16 protein-coding genes and 2 pseudogenes are annotated in these 23,367 nt (G+C 68.3%); 6 read left to right on the forward strand and 12 right to left on the reverse strand.

The window, feature by feature from the left end; all coding sequences use genetic code 11:
- Window positions 1-8: 8 nt before the first annotated feature.
- Genes adeC through DIE22_RS03140 form a run of 3 tightly spaced genes read right to left on the reverse strand, consistent with a single transcriptional unit; the run spans window position 9 to window position 5,914 of the window.
- Window positions 9-1,493, reverse strand: coding sequence for an AdeC/AdeK/OprM family multidrug efflux complex outer membrane factor (gene adeC / locus DIE22_RS03130; RefSeq protein WP_124604501.1), 1,485 nt, complete (start codon window positions 1,491-1,493; stop codon window positions 9-11).
- A gap of 11 nt (window positions 1,494-1,504) precedes the next feature.
- On the reverse strand, window positions 1,505-4,657 hold the full coding sequence (locus DIE22_RS03135) for an efflux RND transporter permease subunit (protein WP_124497846.1): 3,153 nt from the start codon (window positions 4,655-4,657) through the stop codon (window positions 1,505-1,507).
- 15 nt (window positions 4,658-4,672) lie between these two features.
- Window positions 4,673-5,914, reverse strand: a complete 1,242-nt coding sequence (locus DIE22_RS03140; RefSeq protein ID WP_124604502.1) for an efflux RND transporter periplasmic adaptor subunit — start codon at window positions 5,912-5,914, stop codon at window positions 4,673-4,675.
- Between the two features lie 435 nt (window positions 5,915-6,349).
- On the opposite strand from DIE22_RS03140, the gene DIE22_RS03145 reads away from it, so the two are divergent.
- From DIE22_RS03145 to DIE22_RS03165, 5 genes and pseudogenes are all read left to right on the forward strand, one after another.
- Window positions 6,350-7,834 (forward strand): amidase, encoded by a 1,485-nt coding sequence (locus DIE22_RS03145; RefSeq protein ID WP_124604503.1) that lies wholly within the window; start codon window positions 6,350-6,352, stop codon window positions 7,832-7,834.
- A gap of 246 nt (window positions 7,835-8,080) precedes the next feature.
- Window positions 8,081-8,773 (forward strand): hypothetical protein, encoded by a 693-nt coding sequence (locus DIE22_RS03150; protein WP_124604504.1) that lies wholly within the window; start codon window positions 8,081-8,083, stop codon window positions 8,771-8,773.
- A gap of 121 nt (window positions 8,774-8,894) precedes the next feature.
- Complete coding sequence (locus DIE22_RS03155) at window positions 8,895-9,728, forward strand: arylamine N-acetyltransferase (RefSeq protein ID WP_124497842.1); 834 nt, start codon at window positions 8,895-8,897, stop codon at window positions 9,726-9,728.
- A gap of 12 nt (window positions 9,729-9,740) precedes the next feature.
- Window positions 9,741-9,887 (forward strand): annotated as a pseudogene (locus tag DIE22_RS03160) (VOC family protein); the annotation flags it as partial.
- A 10-nt stretch (window positions 9,888-9,897) separates the two neighbouring features.
- Window positions 9,898-10,756: pseudogene (locus tag DIE22_RS03165) on the forward strand (class I SAM-dependent methyltransferase).
- A gap of 15 nt (window positions 10,757-10,771) precedes the next feature.
- Here DIE22_RS03165 and DIE22_RS03170 read toward each other — a convergent pair.
- From DIE22_RS03170 to DIE22_RS03190, 5 genes are all read right to left on the reverse strand, one after another.
- Complete coding sequence (locus DIE22_RS03170) at window positions 10,772-15,613, reverse strand: NAD-glutamate dehydrogenase (protein ID WP_124604505.1); 4,842 nt, start codon at window positions 15,611-15,613, stop codon at window positions 10,772-10,774.
- A gap of 159 nt (window positions 15,614-15,772) precedes the next feature.
- Window positions 15,773-15,994 carry a hypothetical protein gene (locus DIE22_RS03175; RefSeq protein ID WP_124604506.1) on the reverse strand — a complete coding sequence of 74 codons (222 nt, stop codon included), beginning with the start codon at window positions 15,992-15,994 and terminating at the stop codon, window positions 15,773-15,775.
- Between the two features lie 105 nt (window positions 15,995-16,099).
- A complete protein-coding gene (locus DIE22_RS03180; RefSeq protein WP_014898956.1) occupies window positions 16,100-16,288 on the reverse strand; it encodes a 4-oxalocrotonate tautomerase in 189 nt (62 codons plus the stop codon).
- Window positions 16,289-16,342: 54 nt separating this feature from the next.
- Window positions 16,343-17,119 carry a class II aldolase/adducin family protein gene (locus tag DIE22_RS03185; protein WP_124497838.1) on the reverse strand — a complete coding sequence of 259 codons (777 nt, stop codon included), beginning with the start codon at window positions 17,117-17,119 and terminating at the stop codon, window positions 16,343-16,345.
- Window positions 17,094-17,987: an urea transporter gene (locus DIE22_RS03190; RefSeq protein ID WP_124497837.1), complete on the reverse strand. Its 894-nt coding sequence runs from the start codon at window positions 17,985-17,987 to the stop codon at window positions 17,094-17,096. Before DIE22_RS03190 ends, DIE22_RS03185 begins: the two co-directional genes overlap by 26 nt.
- 275 nt (window positions 17,988-18,262) lie before the next feature.
- Between DIE22_RS03190 and DIE22_RS03195 the strand changes: the two genes are divergently transcribed.
- Window positions 18,263-18,817, forward strand: coding sequence for a putative glycolipid-binding domain-containing protein (locus DIE22_RS03195; RefSeq protein WP_124497836.1), 555 nt, complete (start codon window positions 18,263-18,265; stop codon window positions 18,815-18,817).
- On the opposite strand, the gene DIE22_RS03200 is transcribed toward DIE22_RS03195, so the two are convergent.
- From DIE22_RS03200 to DIE22_RS03215, 4 genes are read right to left on the reverse strand one after another with little or no spacing between them, the layout of a single operon-like run.
- Window positions 18,778-19,689: an alpha/beta fold hydrolase gene (locus tag DIE22_RS03200; RefSeq protein WP_124604507.1), complete on the reverse strand. Its 912-nt coding sequence runs from the start codon at window positions 19,687-19,689 to the stop codon at window positions 18,778-18,780. The genes DIE22_RS03195 and DIE22_RS03200 overlap by 40 nt on opposite strands.
- A 4-nt stretch (window positions 19,690-19,693) precedes the next feature.
- Window positions 19,694-20,599 (reverse strand): metal-dependent hydrolase, encoded by a 906-nt coding sequence (locus DIE22_RS03205; protein WP_124497834.1) that lies wholly within the window; start codon window positions 20,597-20,599, stop codon window positions 19,694-19,696.
- On the reverse strand, window positions 20,596-21,534 hold the full coding sequence (locus DIE22_RS03210; protein ID WP_124497833.1) for an SDR family NAD(P)-dependent oxidoreductase: 939 nt from the start codon (window positions 21,532-21,534) through the stop codon (window positions 20,596-20,598). Before DIE22_RS03210 ends, DIE22_RS03205 begins: the two co-directional genes overlap by 4 nt.
- Window positions 21,535-21,555: 21 nt before the next feature.
- Window positions 21,556-23,139 carry a flavin-containing monooxygenase gene (locus tag DIE22_RS03215; protein ID WP_124604508.1) on the reverse strand — a complete coding sequence of 528 codons (1,584 nt, stop codon included), beginning with the start codon at window positions 23,137-23,139 and terminating at the stop codon, window positions 21,556-21,558.
- Between the last annotated feature and the right edge of the window lie 228 nt (window positions 23,140-23,367).

The raw sequence follows: 23,367 nt of genomic DNA on the forward strand, positions 1-23,367 counted from the left end.
GCGGCACATCAGGAATGCGTCGCGAGCGGGGCCGTTGCGGGCGCAACGCTCGTGTTGGTGGTCTCGACCCAGCCCCCGCCCAGCGTCTTGTAGAAGGTCGCCAGGTTGGTGAAGCGCGACAGGCGCGTATTGATCAGGTTCTGCTGCGCCGTGTAGAGCGAGCGCTGCGCATCGAGCACGTTCAGGTAGCTGTCCACGCCGCGCCTGAAGCGCGCGGTCGCAAGCTGGTAGCTGTCGGCGGTGGCGTCGACCAGCGATTGCTGCGCTTCGAGCTGGCGGCCCAGCGTGCCGCGCTGGGCCAGCGCGTCGGACACTTCGCGGAACGCGGTCTGGATGGCCTTCTCGTACTGTGCCAGCGAGATATCGCGGCTCGTTCTGGCGATGTCAAGGTTGGCGCGGTTGGCGCCGCCATCGAAGATCGGCAACGTGATCTGCGGCCCGAAGTTCCAGATGCCCGAGCCGCCCTTGAACAGGCCGGACAGGCTGGCACTGGAGCTGCCGGCCGTGGCGGTCAGGCTGATGGTCGGGAAGAATGCCGCGCGCGCGGCCCCGATGTTCGCGTTGGCGGCCTTCAGGTCGTGCTCGGCCTGCAGGATGTCGGGCCGGCGCTGCAGCAGGTCGGACGGCAGGCCTGCAGGGATGGTCGCCAGCACGCTGGCGTTGGCGGCGGCGGTGTCGGGCAGCGACCTGGGCAGCAGTTCGTCGGGCACGCCGGCGCCCACCAGCAGCACCAGCGCGTTGCGGTCCTGCGCCACCTGCGCGGTGTAGCGCTCCACGTCCACACGCGCCGAGTCGACGCTGGTCTGCGACTGGCGCAGCGTCAGCCGTGAAGCCGTGCCCAGCTCGTAGCTGCGCTGGTTCAGGCGGTAGGTGTCGCTCTGGCTGGCGAGGGTGTCCTGCGCGAGCCTGAGCAGGTCCTGGTCGGCGGCCAGCGTCAGGTAGGCGGTGGCGATCTCGGCGATCAGGCTGATCTGGCTGCTGCGGCGCGCCTCTGCGGTGGAGAAGTACTCCTCGAGCGCCTGCTCGTTGAGGCTGCGTACGCGGCCGAACAGGTCCAGTTCATACGCGCTGAAGCCCAGCGTGGCGCTGTACGTATGGGACACCAGCGGCTGCCCGGTGCTCGACAGGTCGGCCGGCGTGCGGCTGGCGCTCTCGCTGCCGCTGGCTTTGACGGTGGGGAACAGCGCGGCGTCCTGCACGCGATACTGCGCGCGCGCCTTCTCGATGTTGAGGATGGCCACGCGCAGGTCGCGGTTGTTGGCGAGCGCCATGTCGATCACGCGCTGCAGCGACGGATCGGTGAACACGTCGCGCCAGCCAATCTCGGCCACCGGCGTGGACGCCTGGGCGCCCCCGGCGGCCTCGGCACCGGACGCGCCGGCGAAGGCGGCCGGCACCGGTGCGGCGGGGCGCTGGTATGCGGGCATCAGGGTGCAACCGGCCAGCATGGCTGCCAGCGCGAGCGCGGCCGGAGAAAAGGGGAAGCGGGTCATGTCTGGAATCCTTAGGAAACGGCCGTGTCGGCCGATTGTTCAGCGGGGGCCAGCATGGCCGGCCGACGCTGGAACAGCCTGCGCACCAGCACGAAGAACAGCGGCACGAAGAAGATGGCGAGCACCGTGCCCGTGAGCATGCCGCCAATCACGGCGGTGCCCAGCGCGTGCTGCGCGCCGGCGCCGGCGCCCGTGCCCATCACCATTGGCACGACGCCGAGGATGAACGCCAGCGAAGTCATCAGGATCGGGCGCAGGCGCATGCGCACCGCGGCCATCGCCGCTTCGACCAGGCTCTTCCCGTGCTCGTTGAGCTCCTTCGCGAATTCCACGATCAGGATCGCGTTCTTGCAGGCCAGGCCGATGGTGGTCAGCAGGCCCACCTGAAAGTACACGTCGTTCATCTTCCAGGTCAGGATCGCGCCGAGCAGCGCGCCCAGCACGCCCAGCGGCACGACCATGATCACCGAGAAGGGGATCGCCCAGCTTTCGTACAGCGCGGCCAGACACAGGAACACGATCAGGATCGACAGCGTGTAGAGCAGGGTGGTCTGCCCGGTGGAGGCCTTTTCCTGCAGCGACAGCCCGGTCCAGGAATAACCGATGCCGGGCGGCAGCTTGGCCACCGCGGCCTCGACGATCGCCAGCGCTTCGCCGCTGGACGCGCTGCCCGGCATCGCCATGCCGAGGATTTCCAGCGACGGCACGCCGTTGTAGCGCTCCAGCCGCGGCGAGCCCGAGCTCCAGTCCACCTTGGCGAACGCGGTGAACGGCACCATGGTGCCGGCGCTATTGCGCACGTACCACTTGTCGACGTCCGCCGGGTTCATGCGGAACGGCGCATCGGCCTGCAGCATGACCTTCTTGACGCGGCCCCGATCGATGAAATCGTTGACGTAGCTGCTGCCCCACGCGGTGGCGAGCGTGTTGTTGATGTCGGAGACGGACACGCCGAGCGTCTCCGCCTTGTGCGCATCGATCTGCAATTGAAACTCGGGCGTGTCTTCCTGCCCGTTGGGGCGCACGGCCACCAGGCGCTTGTCCTGCGAGAGCGCGCCCAGCAACTGGTTGCGGGCCTGCATCAGCGCCGCGTGGCCGAGGTTGGCGCGGTCCTGCAGCATCAGGTCGAAGCCAGTGGCGTTGCCGAGCTCCGCCACGGCGGGCGGCGCAAACGCGAACACGCGCGCGTCGCGCAGGGTGGCGAAGAAACCGAAGGCCTTCGCCACGACGCCGTTGACGCTGAGCGCGTCGCCCTTGCGTTCGTCCCACGGGCGCAGCTTGACGAACGCGAAGCCCATGTTCTGGCCGCTGCCGGCGAAGCTGAAGCCGGCCACCGAGAACACCCCCGACACCGCTTCTTTCTGGTCGACGAGGAAATGATGCTCGACCTGGCGGAGCACGTCCTCCGTGCGCGCGTGGGTGGCGCCCGGCGGCAGTTGCGCCAGCACGAACAGCGAGCCTTGGTCCTCATCGGGCAGGAAGCCGACCGGCAGCTTCATGAAGCCGACGACCACCAACGCAAACAGTACGCCGTACACGAGCATGTAACGCCGGCCCTTGCCCAGCATATGGCGCACGATGCCCTGATAGCGGCGGTTGCCCCGGTCGAACGTGCGGTTGAACCAGCCGAAGAAACCGGTCGTGACCTGCGCATGGCCTTTTTCGACGGGCTTGAGCAAGGTCGCGCACAGCGCGGGCGTCAGCACCAGCGCCACCAGCACCGACAGCGTCATCGCCGACACGATCGTGATCGAGAACTGCCGGTAGATCACGCCGGTGGAACCATTGAAGAAGGCCATCGGCACGAACACCGCGGCCAGCACCAGCGCCACGCCGACCAGTGCGCCCGTGATCTGCCCCATCGACTTGCGCGTGGCCTCCTTGGGCGAGAGGCCTTCCTCGCTCATCACCCGCTCGACGTTCTCCACCACCACGATCGCGTCGTCGACCAGCAGGCCGATCGCCAGCACCATCGCGAACATCGTCAGCGTGTTGATCGTGAAGCCGAACGCGGCCAGCACGCCGAACGTGCCGAGCAGCACCACGGGCACCGCGATGGTGGGAATCAGCGTGGCGCGGAAGTTCTGCAGGAACAGGTACATCACCAGAAACACCAGCACGATCGCCTCGACCAGCGTGCGCACCACCTCTTCGATCGAGATGCGCACGAACGGCGTGGTGTCATAGGGCTTCTGCACCTTCATGCCTGGCGGGAAGAAGTGCTCCAGCTCGGCCATGCGGGCGTCGACGGCCTTCACGGTATCGAGCGCGTTGGCGCCGGTGGCCAGCTTGATGGCCAGGCCCGCGGCGGGCTTGCCGTTGTAGTGGGCGACGGTGTTGTAGCTCTCGCTGCCCAGCTCGATGCGGGCCACGTCGCGCAGGCGCACCTGCGAGCCGTCGGTCTGCGTGCGCAACAGGATGTTGCCGAATTCCTCGGGGGTCTTCAGGCGCGTCTGTGACGTGATGGTGGCGTTGATCTGCTGGTCGCCGAGCGCCGGCAGCGCGCCGAGCTGGCCGGCCGACACCTGCGCGTTCTGGGTCTGGATCGCGCTCTTCACGTCCAGCGGCGTGAGGCTGAAGTTCGACAGCTTGTTCGGGTCCAGCCAGATGCGCATCGCGTACTGCGAGCCGAACAGCGTGGTGTCGCCCACGCCTTCCACCCGGCTGATCGCGTCCTGCACGTTGGCGGCCACGTAGTCGGAGAGGTCGGAGCCGTTCATGCTGCCGTCTTCGGACGTGAACGCCAGCACGTTCAGGAAGTTGGTGGCGGACTTGGCGACCTGCACGCCTTGCTGCTGTACCTCCTGCGGCAACAGCGGGGTGGCCAGCGCGAGCTTGTTCTGCACCTGCACCTGCGCGGTATCCGGGTCGGTGCCGTTCTCGAAGGTCAGCGTGATCGTGGCCGTGCCGGACGATTCGCTGGTCGATGCCATGTAGCTCAGGTGGTCCAGCCCCTTCATCTTCTGTTCGATGATCTGGGTGACCGTGTCTTCCAGCGTCTTGGCCGATGCGCCCGGATAGGTGGCCGTGATGGCGACGGCCGGGGGCGCGATGCTCGGGTACTGCGCGATTGGCAGCGTCGCGATGGACAGCGCGCCGGCCAGCATCACGATGATGGCGAGAACCCACGCAAAGATGGGGCGGTCGATGAAAAAGCGTGCCATGGTGGAGTTCCGGGATCAGTTGGCGGCGACTGCGGTCTGCTTGACGGGCGACGGTGCGGCCACCTGCGAGGCCGGCGTCGCGTGGGGCGCAGCCGGACTCCGCGTGGCCGTTTTGGCCGTCCACGGCGTGGTCTTGACCTCGGCGCCCGGCGTCGCGCGTGGCAGGCCGTCCACCATCAGTTGGTCGCCGGCTTGCAGGCCGCTGCGCACCAGCCACTGGTCACCCACCGCGCGCTCGGTCTCGAGTGCGCGGCGCTGCAGCTTGTGCTCGCCGCTCACCACATACGCGAACGGCTTGCCGGTGCTGTCGCGCGCCACGGCCTGCTGCGGCACCAGCAGCGCGTCGTCCTTCACACCTTCCTGCAGCACGGCGCGTACGTACATGCCGGGCAGCAACGCGGCGTTCGGGTTGGGAAACACCGCGCGCAACGTCACCGAGCCGGTGTTCTGGTCCACCGTCACGTCGGAGAACTCGAGCTTGCCTTCGAGCGGATACGCGCTGCCGTCTTCCATCAGCAGGCGCACGGCGGCCGCGTTCGCGCCGCTCTTTTGCAGGTCGCCGCGGGCCATGGCCTGACGCAGGCGCAGCAGTGCGGCGCTGGGCTGCGTCACGTCGACATAGATCGGGTCGAGCTGCTGGATCGTGGCCAGCGAGGTCGTCTGGTTGGCCGTGACAAGCGCGCCCGGCGTCACGCTTGACTTGCCGATGCGCCCCGAGATCGGCGCATCCACGCGGGCGTAGGCGAGGTTGATGCGGCTGGTTTCCACATTCGCGCGGGCGGCGGCCACATCGGCTTCGCCCTGGGCCAATGCGGCATCGGCGTCATCGTAATCCTGCTGGCTGACCGCCTGGATCGCCACCAGCTCCTTGTAGCGCTCGGCCTTCAGGCGTGTGGTCTTGAGGTTGGCCCGGGCCTTGGCCAGTGCGGCCACATTGCTGTCGTAGGTGGCCTGGTAGGTGGCCGGGTCGATCTGGTACAGCGGGTCACCAGCCTTGACGTCGCCGCCTTCGCGGAACTTGCGTGCCTTGACGATGCCGCTGACCTGCGGTCGCACGTCGGCGATCAGGAACGGGACGGTGCGCCCGGGCAGTTCAGTGTCGAGCACCACGCGCTGCGGCTGGACGGTCATCACGCCGACCACCGGCGTGCCTTCCGCAGGGGGCGGGCCGCCCGGTGCCTTACCGCAGGCAGCAAGCAGGACGGCGGCCGCAACCGCGGCAAGAAGGGGCGACAGAACGTGCGGGGTGAGGCGCATGGCGGGTTCCTGAACAAAAAATTGACGCAAACACTCATAACTAAACCAAACGGTTCGGTATAGTATTTGGGTGTTTTTTGCTCGTCAATGGAAAACTGAACTCACTGGTTTGGAAATGGACTGTTGACGGGAGCCGGCCTTCTACGGCGCCATGTCGGAAGGCGCAGACTTCGTGAATTTCCTCAGATTATTGGCGCAAGGGTCGCTGCGGCGTTTCGACCGTTTTTTTGCGGCAGACTTTGATGTCTCCCAATACCGATTCAGTCGGATCCTCAATGAATCGCGGCGGAAAAAATCGGAGGCCGGCGATCCGGCGTCGCGTAGAGTAGAGCATCGGCCGCCGCGCGGCTTCCTCCCGGTCACTTCCCGGCCATTCGGGACGGAGCGCCGCCACCACGCGGCCCGCCATTCCATTCCGGTTCCAGGAGACCTCGCATGCCGCACGGCGCCCCGCAGCTTCTCGCCCCCGCTTCCATCACCGTCGACCCGATCGTACGCCTGCCGGCCGGCGAGCTCGCGTCGGCGATCCGCGGCAGGGCGGTTTCCTGCGTCGAGACGATGCGTGCGTATCTCGATCACATCGAGCGCGTGAACGGTGCGGTGAACGCACTGATCTCGCTGCGCGATCGCGCCACGCTGCTCGCCGAAGCCGCGGAAAAGGACGCGGCGCTGGCCCGCGGCGAGTATCACGGCTGGCTGCACGGGATGCCGCAGGCGCCGAAGGATCTCGCGATGACGAAAGGGCTGCGGACGACCTACGGCTCGCCGATCTTTCGCGATAACGTGCCGCAGGCCGATTCGGTCGGTGTCGGGCGGATGCGCGCGGCGGGCGCGATCTTCATCGGCAAGACCAACACGCCGGAGTTCGGCCTCGGTTCGCACACGTTCAACGAAGTTCACGGCGCGACGCGCAATCCGTACGACCTGACGAAGAGCGCGGGTGGCAGCAGCGGCGGCACGGCGGCGGCACTGGCGGCGCGCATGCTGCCGGTCGCGGACGGCAGCGACTTCGGCGGCTCGCTGCGCAATCCGGCCGCGTTCTGCAACATCTACGGGTTCCGTCCGTCGCGGGGCCGCGTGCCGCGCTGGCCGGGCGTCGACGTGTTCATGCAGCAGCTCGGCATCGAAGGGCCGATGGGCCGCACCGTCGGCGACGTCGCGCAACTGCTCGCGATCCAGGCCGGCTACGACCCGAACGATCCGCTGTCGCTCGCGGAAGATCCGGCGGTGTTCACGAAGCCGCTCGACACGGACCTGCGCGGCGAGCGCATCGCGTGGGTCGGCGACTGGAACGGCTATCTCGCGACCGAGCCGGGCGTGCTCGCGCAGTGCGAACAGGGGCTCGCGACGCTGCGCGAGATCGGCTGCGACGTCGATGCGGCGCTGCCGGCGTTCGCGCCCGACCGAATCTGGCGCCTGTGGCTCGCGCATCGGCACCTGCTGTCCGGCGGCGGGCTGCTCGCGCACTATCGCGACCCGGCGCGGCGTGCGCTGCTGAAGCCCGAGGCGATCTACGAGGTCGAAGGGCTGCTCGCGATGCAGGGTGCTGAGGTGTTCGACGCGAGCGTCGAGCGCACCGCGTGGCACCAGGCCGTGCTGAGTTTCTTCGATCGCTACGACTTCATCGCGGCGCCGACCGCGCAGGTGTTCCCGTTCGATGTCGACCAGCGCTGGCCGAAGGAAATCGCGGGCCGCACGATGGACACCTATCACCGCTGGATGGAAACGGTCGTGCCGTGGACGCTGGCCGGCTGCCCGGTGATCAGCGTGCCGGTCGGCTTCAACGATGCCGGGCTGCCGATGGGGATGCAGCTGATCGGCCGGCCGCGCGCGGATCTGGCGGTGCTGCAGCTCGCGCGCGGCTACGAGCAGGCGGCGGACTGGGTCGGCCAGCGGCTGCCGGACTGGATGGCTGCGTAGCGTGCGGTGCGGCATCGATTCCCGAGACCCGGAACAGGCGATATTGATGCGGAACAGGAACGAATCCTGACGCGCGCCTGATATCGCACGGCAAACGCGGATCAATGCCCGTGGCGACGCGAGACGGCGGCGCAATTGCAAGCGGCCGCGGCACGCGATTTCGTTTCGATGTGTTTCAGTCGTTGCGGCGGCGCGCGGCGCGCTTCGACAATATCGGCCTCAATCATTCGGGCACGAGGGAAACAGATGAAGCATATTCGCGCGACGGGCAAGCACCTGGCATCGGCGGGCATCGCATTCGGCATCCTGCTGGGCATGAACGGCACCGCGCATGCTCAGCTCGACCTGCAGTCGATCGGCTCGGCGCTGCTCGGCGGCGGACAGCAACAGGCCGCACCCGCGCAGGGCGGGGTCGCGCAACTGATGCAGGCGTACGTCGGCGCGAACCAGCAGGTGCTGTCCGGCCAGTCGTCGCTCGCGTCGGCGATGGGGCTCACCGGCGCGGCCGGGCAGGCGCAGCAGGCCGCCGGCTTGCTCGGCGGCGGCAATGCGTTGACGCCGGCCGTGCTGTCGCAGATGGGCGGCGCGCAGCAGTCGGTGTCGCAGGCGCTCGGCCAGGCGTTCGCGAGCGGCGGTGCGACGCACGGCCCGATCGACAAGCAGGCGTTCAGCAACGGCCTTGCATCGCTCGGCCAGGGCCTCACGCAGTACTCGCAGCTGCAGTCGGGGGTCGGCAGCCTCGGTTCGACCAGCGCCGCATCGCTGCTGCAGGCGGGCCTGGATCCGAAGAACATGCAGGCCGCGTCGTATATCGCGCAAAGCGCGCCCGGCCAGTTGCAGTCGCTCGCGTCGACGCTCAGCCAGGCCGTGCAGTTCGCGACGAGCCAGGGCATTTCGGTGCCGTCGGTCGCGTCGTCCGCGCTGAAGCTGCTGCCGTAACGTTGCCGGACCCGCGCGCCGCGGCGCCGGCAGCGCGCGCGGCGATCCGGGATGGCCCCGCGCAACATGGGGATTTCGCTCGATGCTATCGTGGCGTGTTCCCCGTTCCCGGTGCCGGTTCATGACTGACTCGTTCGACCTCCCGCGCTACTTCGCCCGCATCGGCTACGACGGCCCGGCCGAGCCGACGCTCGACGTGCTGCGCCGGCTGCATCTGCTGCACCCGCAGGCGATTCCGTTCGAAAACCTCAATCCGCTGACCGGCGCGCGTGTCGCGCTCGACCTGCCCGCGATCGTCGACAAGGTGATCGGGCGGCACCGCGGCGGCTACTGCTTCGAACTCAACAAACTCTTCCACACCGCGCTCACGACGATCGGTTTTCGCGTGACGCCGCTGATCGCTCGCGTGCGCTGGATGCGGCCGCCCGAGGTCGTCACCGCGCAGACGCACATGCTGCTGCGCATCGATCTCGACGGCGCGACGTGGCTCGCGGACATCGGCTTCGGCAGCGCGACGCTGACCGCGCCGCTGCGCTTCGTGCCGGGCGAGCGGCAACTGACGCCGCATGGCGCGTTTCGCGTCGTCGGTGCGCCGGTCGACGGCGAGTTCGACATGCAGTTCGAGATCCCCGACGGCTGGCAGACGACCTATCGCTTCTCGCTGAAACCGGCCGAGTGGATCGATTACGAGGCCGCGAACTGGTTCACGTCGACGTATCCCGAATCGATCTTCGTGAACGACCTGATCGCGTGCCGCGTGCTGCCGGACGGCCGCGCGGCGCTGCTCAACACCACGCTGACGCTGCGCGACGCGGCGGGCGCGGGGCGCACCGTCACGTTCGGCGACGCCGCCGCGTGGGGCGCATGCCTGCGCGATACGATCGGCGTCGATACGACCGGCTTCGATCTCGACACGCTGTTCGCGCGGGTGGCGGCGCGGGCGAACACGATATGAATACGTTGCGGGCAGGCGGCCCGGCCGCGGCCGATCATCGACGTGGCCACGCCGTTCGAGGATACGCACTGGAGCACGCGCGACATGACCGTGCGCGATCCCGACGGCCGCGTGTGGCGCCTGCAGGCGCCGGGCACACCGGGCACACCGGGCGCGTGAGGCCGCGGCGATGACCGGCCTCCATCAGGACGCCCCCGACAGCACGGCCGCGCGCGTCGCGCTGTGGCGCGCGCTGCACGTCGAACTCGATGCGCCGCCGCACGTGCTCGCCGACGAAGTCGGCCTGCGCCTGCTCGCGCCTGCGCCCGGCTGGCAGCAGCGCGGCGACATGGATCCGTGCTTCACGCGGCCGTTTCGCGCGTCGATCGTCGCGCGGGCGCGCTTCATCGAGGATCTCGTCGTCGCGGAGGCCGCGCGGGGCGTGAGCCAGTACGTGATCCTCGGCGCGGGCCTCGACAGTTTCGTGCAGCGCCGGCCCGAGATGGCGTCGCGGCTGACCGTGTTCGAAGTCGATCCGCCCGCGCCGCAGGCGTGGAAGCGCCGGCGCCTTGCCGGGCTCGGCTTCGGCGTGCCGGACTGGCTGCGGTTCGTGCCGGTCGATTTCGAGGCGAAGCAGTCGTGGCGCGACGCGCTCGTGCGCGCGGGCTTCGATGCGGGCAAACCGGCGGTCGTCGTGTCCACCGGCGTCAGCATGTACCTGACGCGCGACGCGAACGCGGCGGCGCTGCGCGAAGCCGCGTCGCTCGCGCCGGGCTCGACGTTCGCGATGACCTTCCTGCTGCCGCTCGAGCATGCGGATCCGGACGTGCGCCCGGGGCTCGAAATGGCCGCGAAGGGCGCGCGCGAGCGGCACGCCGTTCATCAGCTTTTTCATGCCGGCGGAGATCCGCGCGCTCGCGACGCACGCCGGCTTCGCGCAGGCCGGGCATGTGTCGGCCGCAGCGCTCACGCGCCGCTACTTCGCCGGTCGTAGCGACGGCCTGCGCCCGCCGAACAACGCGGAAGAGCTGCTGGTCGCGACGGTGTAACCCGGCGGTTACCCGTCACGCGCGCTCCAGCACGGCCATCTCGCGCACGACCACGAGCAGCACCGCGAGGCTCGCGCCACCCGACGCACGCAGGTCGGAAAGCAGATGCTCGTAGCGCTGCAGCGCGGCCTCGCGGCGTTCGCGCCACGCGTGGACGATCGTCTCGGGCGCCGTCGAGTCGGCCGATTCGGCGAGCGCGCTGGCCGCCAGCGTGCGCTTGAGCCGCGCGATTTCCGCGAGCGCGGCCGCGCGCGCCAGCATGTCCCAGTGCGTCGGGGTCGGCAGCGTGGCCGCGCGTTCGCCGATCCACCCGTAGTTCAGCAGCGTGCCGAGCGAGAAGTACACGCCCGCGACCAGTTCGAGGCTGCGGTCGCAGGTCGCGGCCACTTCGGCGATGTCGAGCAGCGCGGCGGAGATGTCGCCGTTCGCGACGCGCCCGGCGAGTGCGCTGTCGACGCCGGCGTCGACCAATACGCGCTGCCGTTCGGACAGCGCTTCGAGATCGCTCGCCGGCAGCAGCGACGGCAATTGCGGCGCGATGCGCTGCACCGCGTCGCGGCAGCGCGCGATCAGTCCGGCGACGCCGCCGTCGGCCACCGCGCCCGACTGCAGGTGCCGCAGGAACCACAGCGCCGCGCGCTCCAGCAGCCGCGCGACGTCGACGAACATGCGCGCCTGCACATCGTCGGCGACGCGGTTGTCGAGTGCGTCGATGTCGCGCCACACCGCATCGAGATCGAACACGTCGCGCGCCATGATGCAGGCGCGCACGATGTCGCCCGGCTTCGCGTCGGTTTCCTCCATCAGCCGGTGCACGAACGCGCAGCCGACGCGGTTGACGAGCGCGTTGGTCAGGTGCGTCGCGAGAATCTCGCGGCGCAGCGGGTGGCGCTGCATCGGTTCGCTGAAGCGCTGCTGCAGCGGCTTCGGGAAATAGTCGACGAGCATCGCGGCGACGAGCGGATCCTCGGGCACGTCGGAGTCGAGCAGCGCGTCGTACAGCCACATCTTGCTGTACGCGAGCAGCACCGCGCGCTCCGGCGACGTCAGGCCCTGTTGTGCGGCCTGCCGTTCCGCGATCTCGTCGTCGGTCGGCAGGAACTCGATCACGCGGTTCAGGCGGCCCGCGCGTTCGAGCCAGCGCATCAGGCGCGCCTCGGCGTCGAGCAGCTCGACGCTGTAGCGGCCCGCGATCGACAGCGCCTGCGTCTGGTAGTAGTTGTCGCGCAGCACCAGCAGCCCGACTTCGTCGGTCATTTCCGCGAGCAGCGCATTGCGCTGCTTCTCGGTCATCTCGCCGTCGGTGACGACGAGCCCGAGCAGGATCTTGATGTTGACTTCGTGATCCGAACAGTCGACGCCGGCCGAGTTGTCGATCGCGTCGGTATTGATGCGCCCGCCGCGCTGCGCGAACTCGATGCGGCCGAACTGCGTGCAGCCGAGGTTGCCGCCTTCGCCGACGACCTTGCAGCGCAGGTCCGCGCCGTTCACGCGCACCGCGTCGTTCGCACGATCGCCGACCTGCTGGTGGGTTTCGCGCGCGGCCTTCACGTAGGTGCCGATGCCGCCGTTGTACAGCAGGTCGACCGGCGCCTGCAGGATCGCGCGGATCAGCTCGGTCGGCGGCAGCGCATGCGCGTCGATGCCGAGCGCGGCCTGCACGGCCGGCGACAGCGGGATCGTCTTCGCGGTGCGCGGGTAGACACCGCCGCCCGCCGAGATCACGGACGCGTCGTAGTCGGCCCAGCTCGAGCGTTCGAGCGCGAACATCCGCTGGCGCTCCGCGAAGCTCGCCGCCGGGTCGGGGTTCGGATCGAGGAACACGTGCCGGTGATCGAAGGCCGCGACGAGCCGGATATGCGGCGACAGCAGCATGCCGTTGCCGAACACGTCGCCCGACATGTCGCCGACACCGACCACGGTGAAGGCGGTCGTCTGCGTATCGACACCCATTTCGCGGAAGTGCCGCTTCACCGATTCCCACGCGCCGCGCGCGGTGATCGCCATCTTCTTGTGGTCGTAGCCGACCGAGCCGCCGGATGCGAACGCGTCGTCGAGCCAGAAGCCGTATTCGTGCGAGATCGCGTTCGCATAGTCGGAGAACGTGGCCGTGCCCTTGTCGGCCGCGACGACGAGATACGGATCGTCGGGATCGTGCCGCACCACGTCGGGCGGCGGCACGATCGCGTTGCCGGCGAGATTGTCGGTCAGGTCGAGCAGGCCGCGCAGGAACGTCTGGTAGCACGCGATGCCTTCGCGCATCCACGCTTCGCGATCGCTCGGCGGCGGCGGGTTCTTCACGACGAAGCCGCCTTTCGAGCCGACCGGCACGATCACGACGTTCTTCACCATCTGCGCCTTCATCAGCCCGAGCACCTCGGTGCGGAAATCCTCGCGGCGGTCGGACCAGCGCAGCCCGCCGCGCGCGACGCGCCCGCCGCGCAGGTGCACGCCCTCGACGCGCGGCGAGTACACCCAGATCTCGAACATCGGCTTCGGCTCGGGCAGGCCGGGCACCTTCGCCGGATTGAACTTGAACGACAGGTACGGCTTCGATTCGCCGTTCGCGTCGTGCAGGAAATAGTTGGTGCGCTCGGTCGCGTTGATCACGCCGAGGAACTGGCGCAGGATCCGGTCCTCGTCGAGGTTCGGCACCTGGTCGAGGGCTGTCTCGATCGCCTTCAGCAGGCGTTCGGCCTGCACGTCGCGCGTGCCGCCAGTGGCCGGGTCGAAGCGCAGCAGGAACAGCTCGACGAGCTGCCGTGCGATCGCCGGGTTGCCGGTCAGCGCGCGCTCGATGTACGCGTCGCTGAACGTCGAGCCGACCTGCCGCAGGTATTTCGCATACGCACGCAGGATCGTGACCTCGCGCGCGCTCAGGTGTGCGCGCAACACGAGGCGGTTGAAGTCGTCGTTCTCGATCCGGCCGTTCCAGATCCGGTCGAACGCATCCTCGAACAGGCCCTTCACGCGCTCGATGTCGAACTCGGTATCGTCGGCGAGTTCAAGGCCGAAGTCATGCACCCACGCGGGCGCGGCATCCTGCGTCTGGATCCGGTACGGCCGCTCCTCGTCGACGCGCACGCCCAGGTGTTCCAGCATCGGCAGGCTGCGCGACAGCGCGATCGGGTCGCCCGCGCGATACACCTTGAAGCGGAACGCGCGCGGCCCGGCCTCGATCGGGCGGTACAGGTTCATCGCGAGCTGGCCCGACTCCTTCACGCGCTCGATCAGCTCGATGTCGCGCACGGCCGTGCGCGCCGGATAGTCGTCGCGATAGCCGGCCGGGAACGATTCCGCATAGTGCTGCAGCAGCCGGTTGCCTTGCTCTTCGCCGAACGCGTCGAGCAGCGCGTCCGCGAGATCGTCCTGCCAGCGGCGCGCGACCTGCACGAGCCGCGTTTCGAGCTCGCGCGTGTCGACGTCCGGCATCGTGCCCGGTTCCGCATGGACGACGAAGTGAATCCGCGCGATCGCCGATTCCGACAGCAGCGGCGTGAATTCGACGTTCACGCCGTTGTACGCGTCGACGAGCAGCTTCGCGATGCGACGGCGCAGGTCGGTGTTGTACTTGTCGCGCGGCACGAACGCGAGGCACGACACGAAGCGGTCGAAGCGGTCGCGCCGCACGAACAGGCGCGTGCGCTGGTGTTCCTGCAGCCGCAGGATGCCGAGCGCGATGTCGTAGAGCTGGTCTTCGTCGGCCTGGAACAGCTCGTCGCGCGGATAGGTTTCGAGCACCGTCACCAGCGACTTGCCGAGATGCCCCTTCGGCAAAAAGCCCGCCCGCTGCACGATGTTCGCGCACTTGCGGCGCACGATCGGAATCTCGGTGTACGAACCGAAATAGGCCGTCGACGTGTAGAGACCGATGAAGCGGCGCTCGCCGCTCACCTTGCCGTCGGCGCCGACCAGTTTCACGCCGACGTAGTCGAGGTAGCCGGGCCGGTGAACGGTCGCGCGCGAGTTCGCTTTCGTCACGAAGATCGGCCAGGGGCCGGTGATGATCTCGGCGGCGGCCGGCGGCAGCGGTGTCACGTCCGACGCGCCGGGCGGGCGCAGCGATTCGCGCAGCAGGCCGAAACCCGAGCCTTCGACGCCGCGCAGCCCGAAGCCGGTGCCGTCCGACACGAGCGCGTAATCGCGCTGGCCGAGGAACGTGAAGTGGTCGGCGGCCATCCATTCGAGGAACGCGCGCGCCTCGATGTCTTCCGCGGTCGATTCGCGGGCTTTCATGTCCTTGATCGTCGCGCGCGCGATGTCGACGATCTTCGGCCAGTCCTCGACCGATGCGCGCACGTCGCCGAGCACGCGCGCGATGTCGTCGCGCAGCGTGTCGAGCAGCGCGGCGTCGCCGCAGCGGTCGACTTCGAAATGGATGAACGACGCGAGCTGCGACTGGCCGTCGCCGGGCGTCGCGCCGCCGGCTTCGACGCGCTCGATCCCGCCGTTGCTGCCGCGCCAGATGCGGAACACCGGGTGCAGCGCGGAGTGCAGCGCGAGCCCGAGGCGGTTCACGGCCATCGTCACCGAGTCGACGAGGAACGGCATGTCGTCGTTGACGATCTCGATCACCGTGTGGTCCGAGTGCCAGCCGTGCTGTTCGAGGATCGGGTTGTATACGCGCAGCCGCTCGCTGCCGGGCACGAATTTCCGGGCGGTCTGCCAGTGCGCCATCGCGGCGCCGTACAGGTCGGCGATGCTGCGATTCTGCAGATCATCGGCGTCGACGAAATCGTAGTAATGACGCAGGAACGGTTCGACGATCCGGAACGTGGCCTCGGGCAGGCGCCCGCGCGCGCATTCGACGACATCGGAGAGCAGGTGTGCGACGACTTCTTCGTTCTTCGCTTCCATGGCGGTCTCCTGGTCGGTTTGCCACTGGCTGCTGCGTGTGTTCGGCATTATGCGCCGATTGATACGCCGGTTGCGTGACGGCGCGATGTGCGGGCGCAAAACAGGGAGCAGGGAAGGGCGGCTGCCTGCAACGCGCGTGCCCGGCGTTGCAGGAGAGGGTCAAGCCAGGTCCGGCGGCTTCAGGTCGGGGTGGCGCGCGTAGAGCGGGTTCATGAAGTCGAGCAGCATCGTGGTCAGCAGTTGCGACACGAATTCGCGATAGGCGACGAATTCGTGTCGCGGACAGGTCTCGTCGACCTGCCGAAGCGATTGATCCAGTTGCGCGCCCATCGACAGGATCATGTCGTTCAGTGCGGCGGCAATACGTTTGTCGTCGATCATGCGGTCTCCTTCGAGCGCCGCATCGCGTGGCGCGTTCGTACGGGTGTCACCGCGGTTCGAGCCCGTATCGCACAGGAGGTTCCGCCGCCGCCGGACGGGCCGGTATCAGCGCTCGTCGCTCCACAGCTTGCCGGCCGTCGCCCAGTTCTCCTTCTTCACGTCGGCGAGGATGATGTCGACCGAGCCCGGGTCGCAGCCGAGCGTCTCGCACGTGACGCGCGTGATCGCTTCGACGAATGCGCGCTTCTGCTCGACCGTGCGGCCTTCGAACAACTGGATATTGAAAGTCGGCATGACTGGATGCTCCGATGGTTGGGGAAAGTGAAGTTCGTTTGGGGGGCGGCGACTTCAGTCGCGATACGACGGATCGATCCGGTCGAGGCGACGCAGCAGCGCCGGCCATTCCAGCTCGCCCTCGATCGCGCCGCCGTCGCGCAACTGTTCGGCGGTGCGATCGGCGACGGCCGGCTCGGGCAGCACGAGCGGCCCGCCGCCTGCCTGCGCGCGCACCTGGATGTCGCACGCCTTGATCAGCGTATCCATCAGCACATACGCCTCGGCGACGGTCCGGCCGACCGTCAGCGTGCCGTGGTTGCGCAGCAGCATCGCGGATTTCGCGCCGAGGCTGGCGGTCAGCCGCGCGCCTTCGGCCGGCGAGAACGCGAGCGCCTCGTAGTCGTGATACGCGAGGTCGCCGTGAAACCGCAGCGCGTGCTGCGATGCGGGCAGCAGCCCGTCGCGCTGGATCGACACGGCGATGCCGGGCGTATTGTGCAGATGCATCACGCAGACGGCGTCCGGCCGCGCGGCATGGACGGCCGCGTGAAGCGCGAAGCCCGTCACGTTGACCGCATGTGCGCTGTCGCCGATCCGGTTGCCGGCCAGGTCGATCTTCACGAGATTCGATGCGCGAACCTCGTCGAACGCGAGGCCGAACGGGTTGATCAGGAAATGGCCGGGCTCGCCGGGCACCGTTGCGGACAGATGCGTGTAGATCAGGTCGTCCCAGCCGTTCAGCGCGACGAGACGGTACGCGGCGGCGAGATCGACGCGCAGCCGGCGCTCGGCGTCCGAGATCGGGCCGCCGGGTTTCACGGTGTCAGGACGGTGTGCGAATGACGACATCGGGTTCTCCGAGGGTAAGGCGGCGCGCGACGGCCACCGTGATCCACGACGCGAGCGCGAACGGGGCCGTGAGCGCGGTGAGGCCCGCGCGCATCGCGAGCCACTGGATCAGTGCGGCCAGCGCCGCGGCCGCGAACGCCGCGCGCGTGCCGCGCGACATCAGCGCGAGCGCGGCGAGTGCGCCGTTGAAGCCGAGCAGGCCGTCGGTGAATCCGGCACCGCTTGCGCCGAGCGCAACCAGCAGCATGGTCGACACGATCGCGCCGCCGAGTGCGAACGCGGCTGCGCGGCGGGACGCGGCCGCGATGCCGGCGACGATCAGCATACCGGCCCACGCGCCTTGTGCGAAGGTGGTTTGTGCGACGCCCGACAGCAGTGCTGCGGCGACCGAGGAAAGTGTCAGTGCCGCGCCCGTCGCGGTATCGCTCGCATGCTGCACCGCGACAAACGGCAGCCACAGCGCGGTGGCCGCCAGGCACGGACTCGAATACGGGCACTGGCGCCACTTCGCGAGCGGGAGTCGCATCGCGCGCTGCACGAGCGCGGCGCCGATCGCGGCGAGCGGCACCAGCACGAGCGCCGCCAGCGGGGCGGGCGCAAAGCGCACTGCCACCAGCGCGGCGAGCGCGCCGTTGAAGCCGTGCAGACCCGGTTCGACGTCACGGCGCGCCGCGCCGGTCAGCACCGCGGTCAGGTTGGCGGCGGCCGCGCCGACCAGCGCCGCGCACGCGAGCCGCAGGTCGGTCAGCGCGAGTGCGGCGACCAGCATCGCGCCGGTGAACGCGTTCGCCTGCAGCACGATCTGTCCGATGCTGCGCAGCAGGATGCGCAGGTCGATCGACGGCGAAGCGGGGCGGACGGTAGGCATGGCGGCGGCGGAACTGGACGAGCCGCGAGCATAGGACACAATCCCATGCACCGGAATAGGGAATTCTGGATAGTCGGGATTTGTGGCGAGTGCCCTGAATTGGGGCGCGGCGAGGCGGTCGGCGCCTGTTCGGAACACGTGTGTTAGCGTTTTCGTGAGACTTTGGCAATTTGGTAGCAAATTTTGGTCATCGCTAATGCTTTCGTATGCAGGCTAATGCTTTCGTATGCAGGCTGACGCGTTAGCGTTTTGTCGGGCAACGAGGAGGCGGAACGATGCGGGAACTGCGCTGGGCGTCGCTCGAGGGCGACGGAATCGAACACCTGACGTTCGACCGGAGTGACACCGGCATCGTCGTCGAAAGCGCCGTGGTCGGCCAGCGGTACGGCCGCGCGTACGGGCTTGCGTACAGGGTCGAGTGCGATCCGCGGTGGCGGGTCAGGGTTGCGGTGCTCAGGGTGATGGGCGGCGGCACGCTCGAACTGCATGGCGACGGCGCCGGGCACTGGCGTGACGGTTCAGGCCGCGCGCTGCCGGAACTGGATGGCTGCGTCGACATCGACATCGCGGCGACGCCGTTCACGAATTCGCTGCCGATCGGCCGCCTCGGTCTCGCGCGCGGCGAGCGGTGGCCGATCGACGTCGCCTACATCTCGACGCCGGACCTGACCGTGACGCCGGTCAAGCAGGCCTATGCGTGCATCGAGCCCGGCCGGCGCTACCGCTACGAAGGCATCTTCCGGAATTTCACCGCGGAGATGGACATCGACGCCGACGGGCTCGTGATCGACTACGAAACGCTGTTCAAGCGCCTGCCGCCGTTGCGCTGAACGGCCGCGCCCGCTGTCGTGACGGCCGGTCGTTCATGCGCCGAGGCAAACCGGTCGATCCGCGCCGCGATCAAATCAGGATCGCGCATCACGACCCAATGCGCGCCATCGATTTCCTCGCGCACGTGCTCGCCGAGCCAGCGATCGAGGCCGACCGACATCTCGGGCGTCACGTAGCGGTCGCGCACCGGCACGATGATCTGCACCGGCGCCTGCGCATACCGCTCGCGCGGCTTTCTCGCCCGCGCGACGAAATTGGCGCGGTAGAGCTGCAAGCCGTTCAGCGCGTTCTTCAACTGTGCAGGATCGCGCTCGGGCCGCACGCGCTCGGTCAGCTGCAGCCAGCGCGGCCACAGTGCGGCGCCGCCGAGCCGCCACACCAGCGACGGCACGACCGGCAGGTGGAAGAACGCGATGTACCACGACTTCAGGCTCTGCTTGAGCCGCATCTTCGCGCGGAACACGTGGTCGAGGCACGGGCCGGAGATCGACGTGTACGACGCGATCCGGCCGCGGAACGCGGGATCGGTCACGGCCTCCCAGCACTGGATCGACCCCCAGTCGTGGCCGACCAGATGGAACGGCCGGTTGCCGCAGGTCGCGTCGGCGACGGCCTTCAGGTCCTCCGCGAGGCGCGCCAGCGCGTAGTCGGCGCGGCGGCGCGGCGCATCGGACGCGCCGGCGCCGCGCACGTCGTAGGCGATCACGCGATAGCGCTGCGCGAGCCGTGCGCGGACCGGCGCCCACACGGCGGCCGAATCGGGATAGCCGTGCACGAGGATCAGCGGCGGCGCGCGCCGCGGGCCGCTGACATGGACGGCGAGTTTCACGTCTCCGGAGCGGACGGTCAGCATCTCGTGGGCGCGCGCCATGACGTCATGCCTGCGCAACCGGATGCAGCGGCACGCGGCGCGGGGCGGCCTGCGCCGCGTAGCGCGCGTTGGTCGCGTCGATGTTCGCGAGCAGCGTGTCGAGCCCCTGCAGGTACCGATGGTTATCGTGGTCCCACGGATGGAAGCCCGGACGGAAATAGTCGAGCCATTCGCCCGCGATGCTCGGAAACACGCCGGTCCTCGGGCTGTACAGGTACTTCACGAGGCGCCACATGCCACCGAACCCGCCGTGCTTGCGACGGTGCGACAGCATCAGACGCACGTGGAAGTCGAACACGATCGTCCAGAACAGCACGGTCGTCGTCAGCATCGTGCCGGTGCGCAGCAGGTAGCTGCCGAGGCCCGGCTTCATCACGGCGTTCCATACGTCGTACGACACCGCCTTGTGTTCGGTTTCCTCCATCGCGTGCCACATCCACATCTGCTGATAGCCTTCGACCGACCCGTCGATCCGGTGCTCGTGGCCCGACAGCAGCTGGTTCGCGAGGATCGCCGTGTAGTGCTCGAGCGCGATCGTGATCGCGAGCTGCATCGAATGCGGCAGCGTCTTCTTGAAGAAGCCGAGGATCGTCCACAGCCGCTTGTCGAGCTTGTGCGCGGGCAGGCCGGACGATTGCAGCAGGTCGTTGTATTCGATGTGCTCGCGCGTGTGCATCGCTTCCTGGCCGATGAAGCCGAGCACCTGCTTCTTGAGCGCCGGATCCTCGATGCGGTCGCGATAGTTGCGCACCGAATCCATGAAGAAGCGCTCGCCGGCCGGGAACAGCAGCGACAGCGCGTTCATGAAGTGCGTGACCGGCACGCCCTGGACGTGCCAGTCCTTCGCGCGTTCGGGCGGCAGCGCGAAACGGATGTCGCGCCGCACGGGCATCATGTTCGGGGTCCTCATGATTGTTCTCCTCCCTGATTGCCTGCGTTGTTGTAAGTGGCGTGCAGCGGCGCGGCCGCCGGCGTGCCGTGGCGGGCGGCCGCGCGGCGGGCCTTCGCGGCCTCGCGGCGCGTCGCGAGCACGACGAGCGCCTGGTATGCGGCCGGCAGGACGCGCGCCATCCAGTCCGCGCCTTTCGCGTCGCGGCCGATCAGCACGCGGCGCTTGTTCTTGCGCACGCCGGCGAGGATCGTGCGCGCGGCGTCGTCGGCGGTCGTGATGAAGAATTTCTCGAAGCTGTCCTTGCCCTGCTGCTCGCTCTCGACGATGAAGCCGACCATGTTCTTCGCGACGCGGCTCGACTGTGCGATGTTGGTGCGGATGCCGCCCGGATGCACGCAGGTCGCCGACACGCCGCACTTCATCATGTCGAGTTCCTGCCGCAGCGATTCGGTGAAGCCGCGCACCGCGAACTTGGTCGCGTTGTAGCCGCTCATCCCCGGCTGCGCGAAGATCCCGAAAATGCTCGACGTGTTGATCACGTGGCCGTCGCCCGACGCCTTCAGGTGCGGCAGGAACGCCTTCGTGCCATGCACGACGCCCCAGAAGTTGATGTTCACGATCCACTCGAGATCGCTGTATTCCATCCCTTCGATCGTGCTCGACAGCGCGACGCCCGCGTTGTTGAAGATCAGGTTGACCTTGCCGTGTTGCTGCGCGGTGTCGTCGGCCCACGCGAACATCGCGTCGCGGTCGCCGACGTCGAGCACGCGCGTCGAGACGCGCACGTTCGGCGCGATCGCGCGGACGATCCGCTCGGTTTCGGCGAGGCCGATGGCGTTCTTGTCGGCGAGCGACACCTGGCAGCCGGCCTGCGCGAGCTGCACCGCGAGCGAGCGGCCCATGCCCGAGCCCGCGCCCGTGATCGCGGCGACCTTGTTGGCGAAATCTCTCATGTCGGTGGCTCCTTGTCTGACTCAGGCTGCTTCGGCGGACGTGGAAGCGGAAGCGGCGGGCGCGGCGACGGGCCGCGCGGTCGTGTCGTGCTGCGGCGCGCGATACGCGTGGTAATCGGCGATCGAGAACTGCGCGGTCGCCTGGCGGAAGCGCCAGGTGAAGCCCGGCCACAGCGTCGTGTTCTTGCCGGTGCGCGGATCGAGGTACCAGCTCTTGCAGCCGCCCGTCGACCAGATCGCCTTCTTGAGCCGGCCCTGCAGGTCGCTGTTGAACTGCGCCTCGACGAGCGGGCGCACCTCGATCGCCTCCGCGCGTTCTCGATGCATCGCCTGCAGCGCGCCGAGGATGTATTCGATCTGCGACTCGATCATGAACACCATCGAGTTGTGGCCGAGGCCCGTGTTCGGGCCGACGATCATGAAGAAGTTCGGGTAGCCCGGCAGCGTCGTGCCGAGATACGCGTGCGCGCCGTCGCGCCAGGCGTCGACGATGTCGAGACCGCCGCGGCCGATGATCGCGCCGCGCGGATACGGATCGGCGACCTGGAAGCCCGTGCCGTAGATCAGGCAGTCGACTTCGTGGCGGCGGCCGTCGGTCGTCACGACCGCGTTGGCTTCGATATGGTCGATGCCGGTCGTGATCACGTCGACGTTCTTGCGCGACAGCGCCGGGTAGTAGTCGTTCGAGATCAGCACGCGCTTGCAGCCGAGCATGTAATCCGGCGTGACGGTCTTGCGCAGTTCCGGATCGGGAATCTGCTTGCGGATGTGGCGCAGTGCGAGCTTCTGCACGTTCTTCATCAGCGACGGATGGATCGCGAAGCCGAGCACGCGCGATTCGAGCATCCAGTAGATGCTGCTGCGCACGGCCTTCTGCGTGAACGGCAGCGTGCGGAACAGCCATTTCTCGAACCCGGTCAGGTTGCGGTCGGGCTTCGGCATGATCCACGGCGGCGTGCGCTGGAACAGCGCGAGTTCCTTCACGCGCGGCGCGATCTGCGGCACGAACTGGATCGCACTCGCGCCGGTGCCGATCACCGCGACGCGCTTGCCTTCGAGCGGGTAGTCGTGATCCCACTGCTGCGAATGGAACGCGCGGCCCTTGAAGTTCTCGACGCCGGGAATCGCCGGCAGCGCGGCGCGCGACAGCCCGCCCATCCCCGACACCAGCACGCGCGCCGACAGCCGCTTGCCGTTCGCGAACGTGAGGCGCCAGCGTTGCGCGGCTTCGTCGTATTCGGCGCGCTGCAACGCGTGGTTCATGCGCAGGTGCGGGCCGACGCCGAAGCGCTGCACGCAGTCTTCCAGATACGCGCGAATTTCCGGCTGCGGCGCGAACATGCGCGTCCAGCGCGGGTTCGGCGCGAACGAGAACGAATAGACATGCGATTGCACGTCGCAGGCACACCCGGGGTAATGATTGTCGCGCCACGTGCCGCCGACCGACGCGGCCTTCTCGAGGACGACGAAGTCGGTCACGCCTGTCTGCCGCAGGCGAATGGCCATCCCGAGACCGGCGAAGCCGGTGCCGATGATGGCGATGTCGGTCGTTTCGTCCAGGCCGTCGTGGCCGGGCGGGCCGAAAGGCAACGTGCGAGCATTCATCCGGGTGTCTCCGATTTGGCTCATTTTTTAATGTTACATTGGTTGATGTAACGATAGTGGGTGAACCCGGAAACCGCAAGAGGCTAGAAGCGGCGCTCTAAGGGCCGGGAGCCGCGCGGGAAAAGGCTGAGCGGGGTTTGGAACGACGTGGTTTCCGCATGGCGGAATGCGCGGAAACGGCCGTCGGCAGGGCGGGAGCGGCAGGAGACGAGGCCGCCGCCGTGCGGC

This window comes from Burkholderia sp. Bp9142 (assembly GCF_003853415.1).
Taxonomy (GTDB): domain Bacteria; phylum Pseudomonadota; class Gammaproteobacteria; order Burkholderiales; family Burkholderiaceae; genus Burkholderia.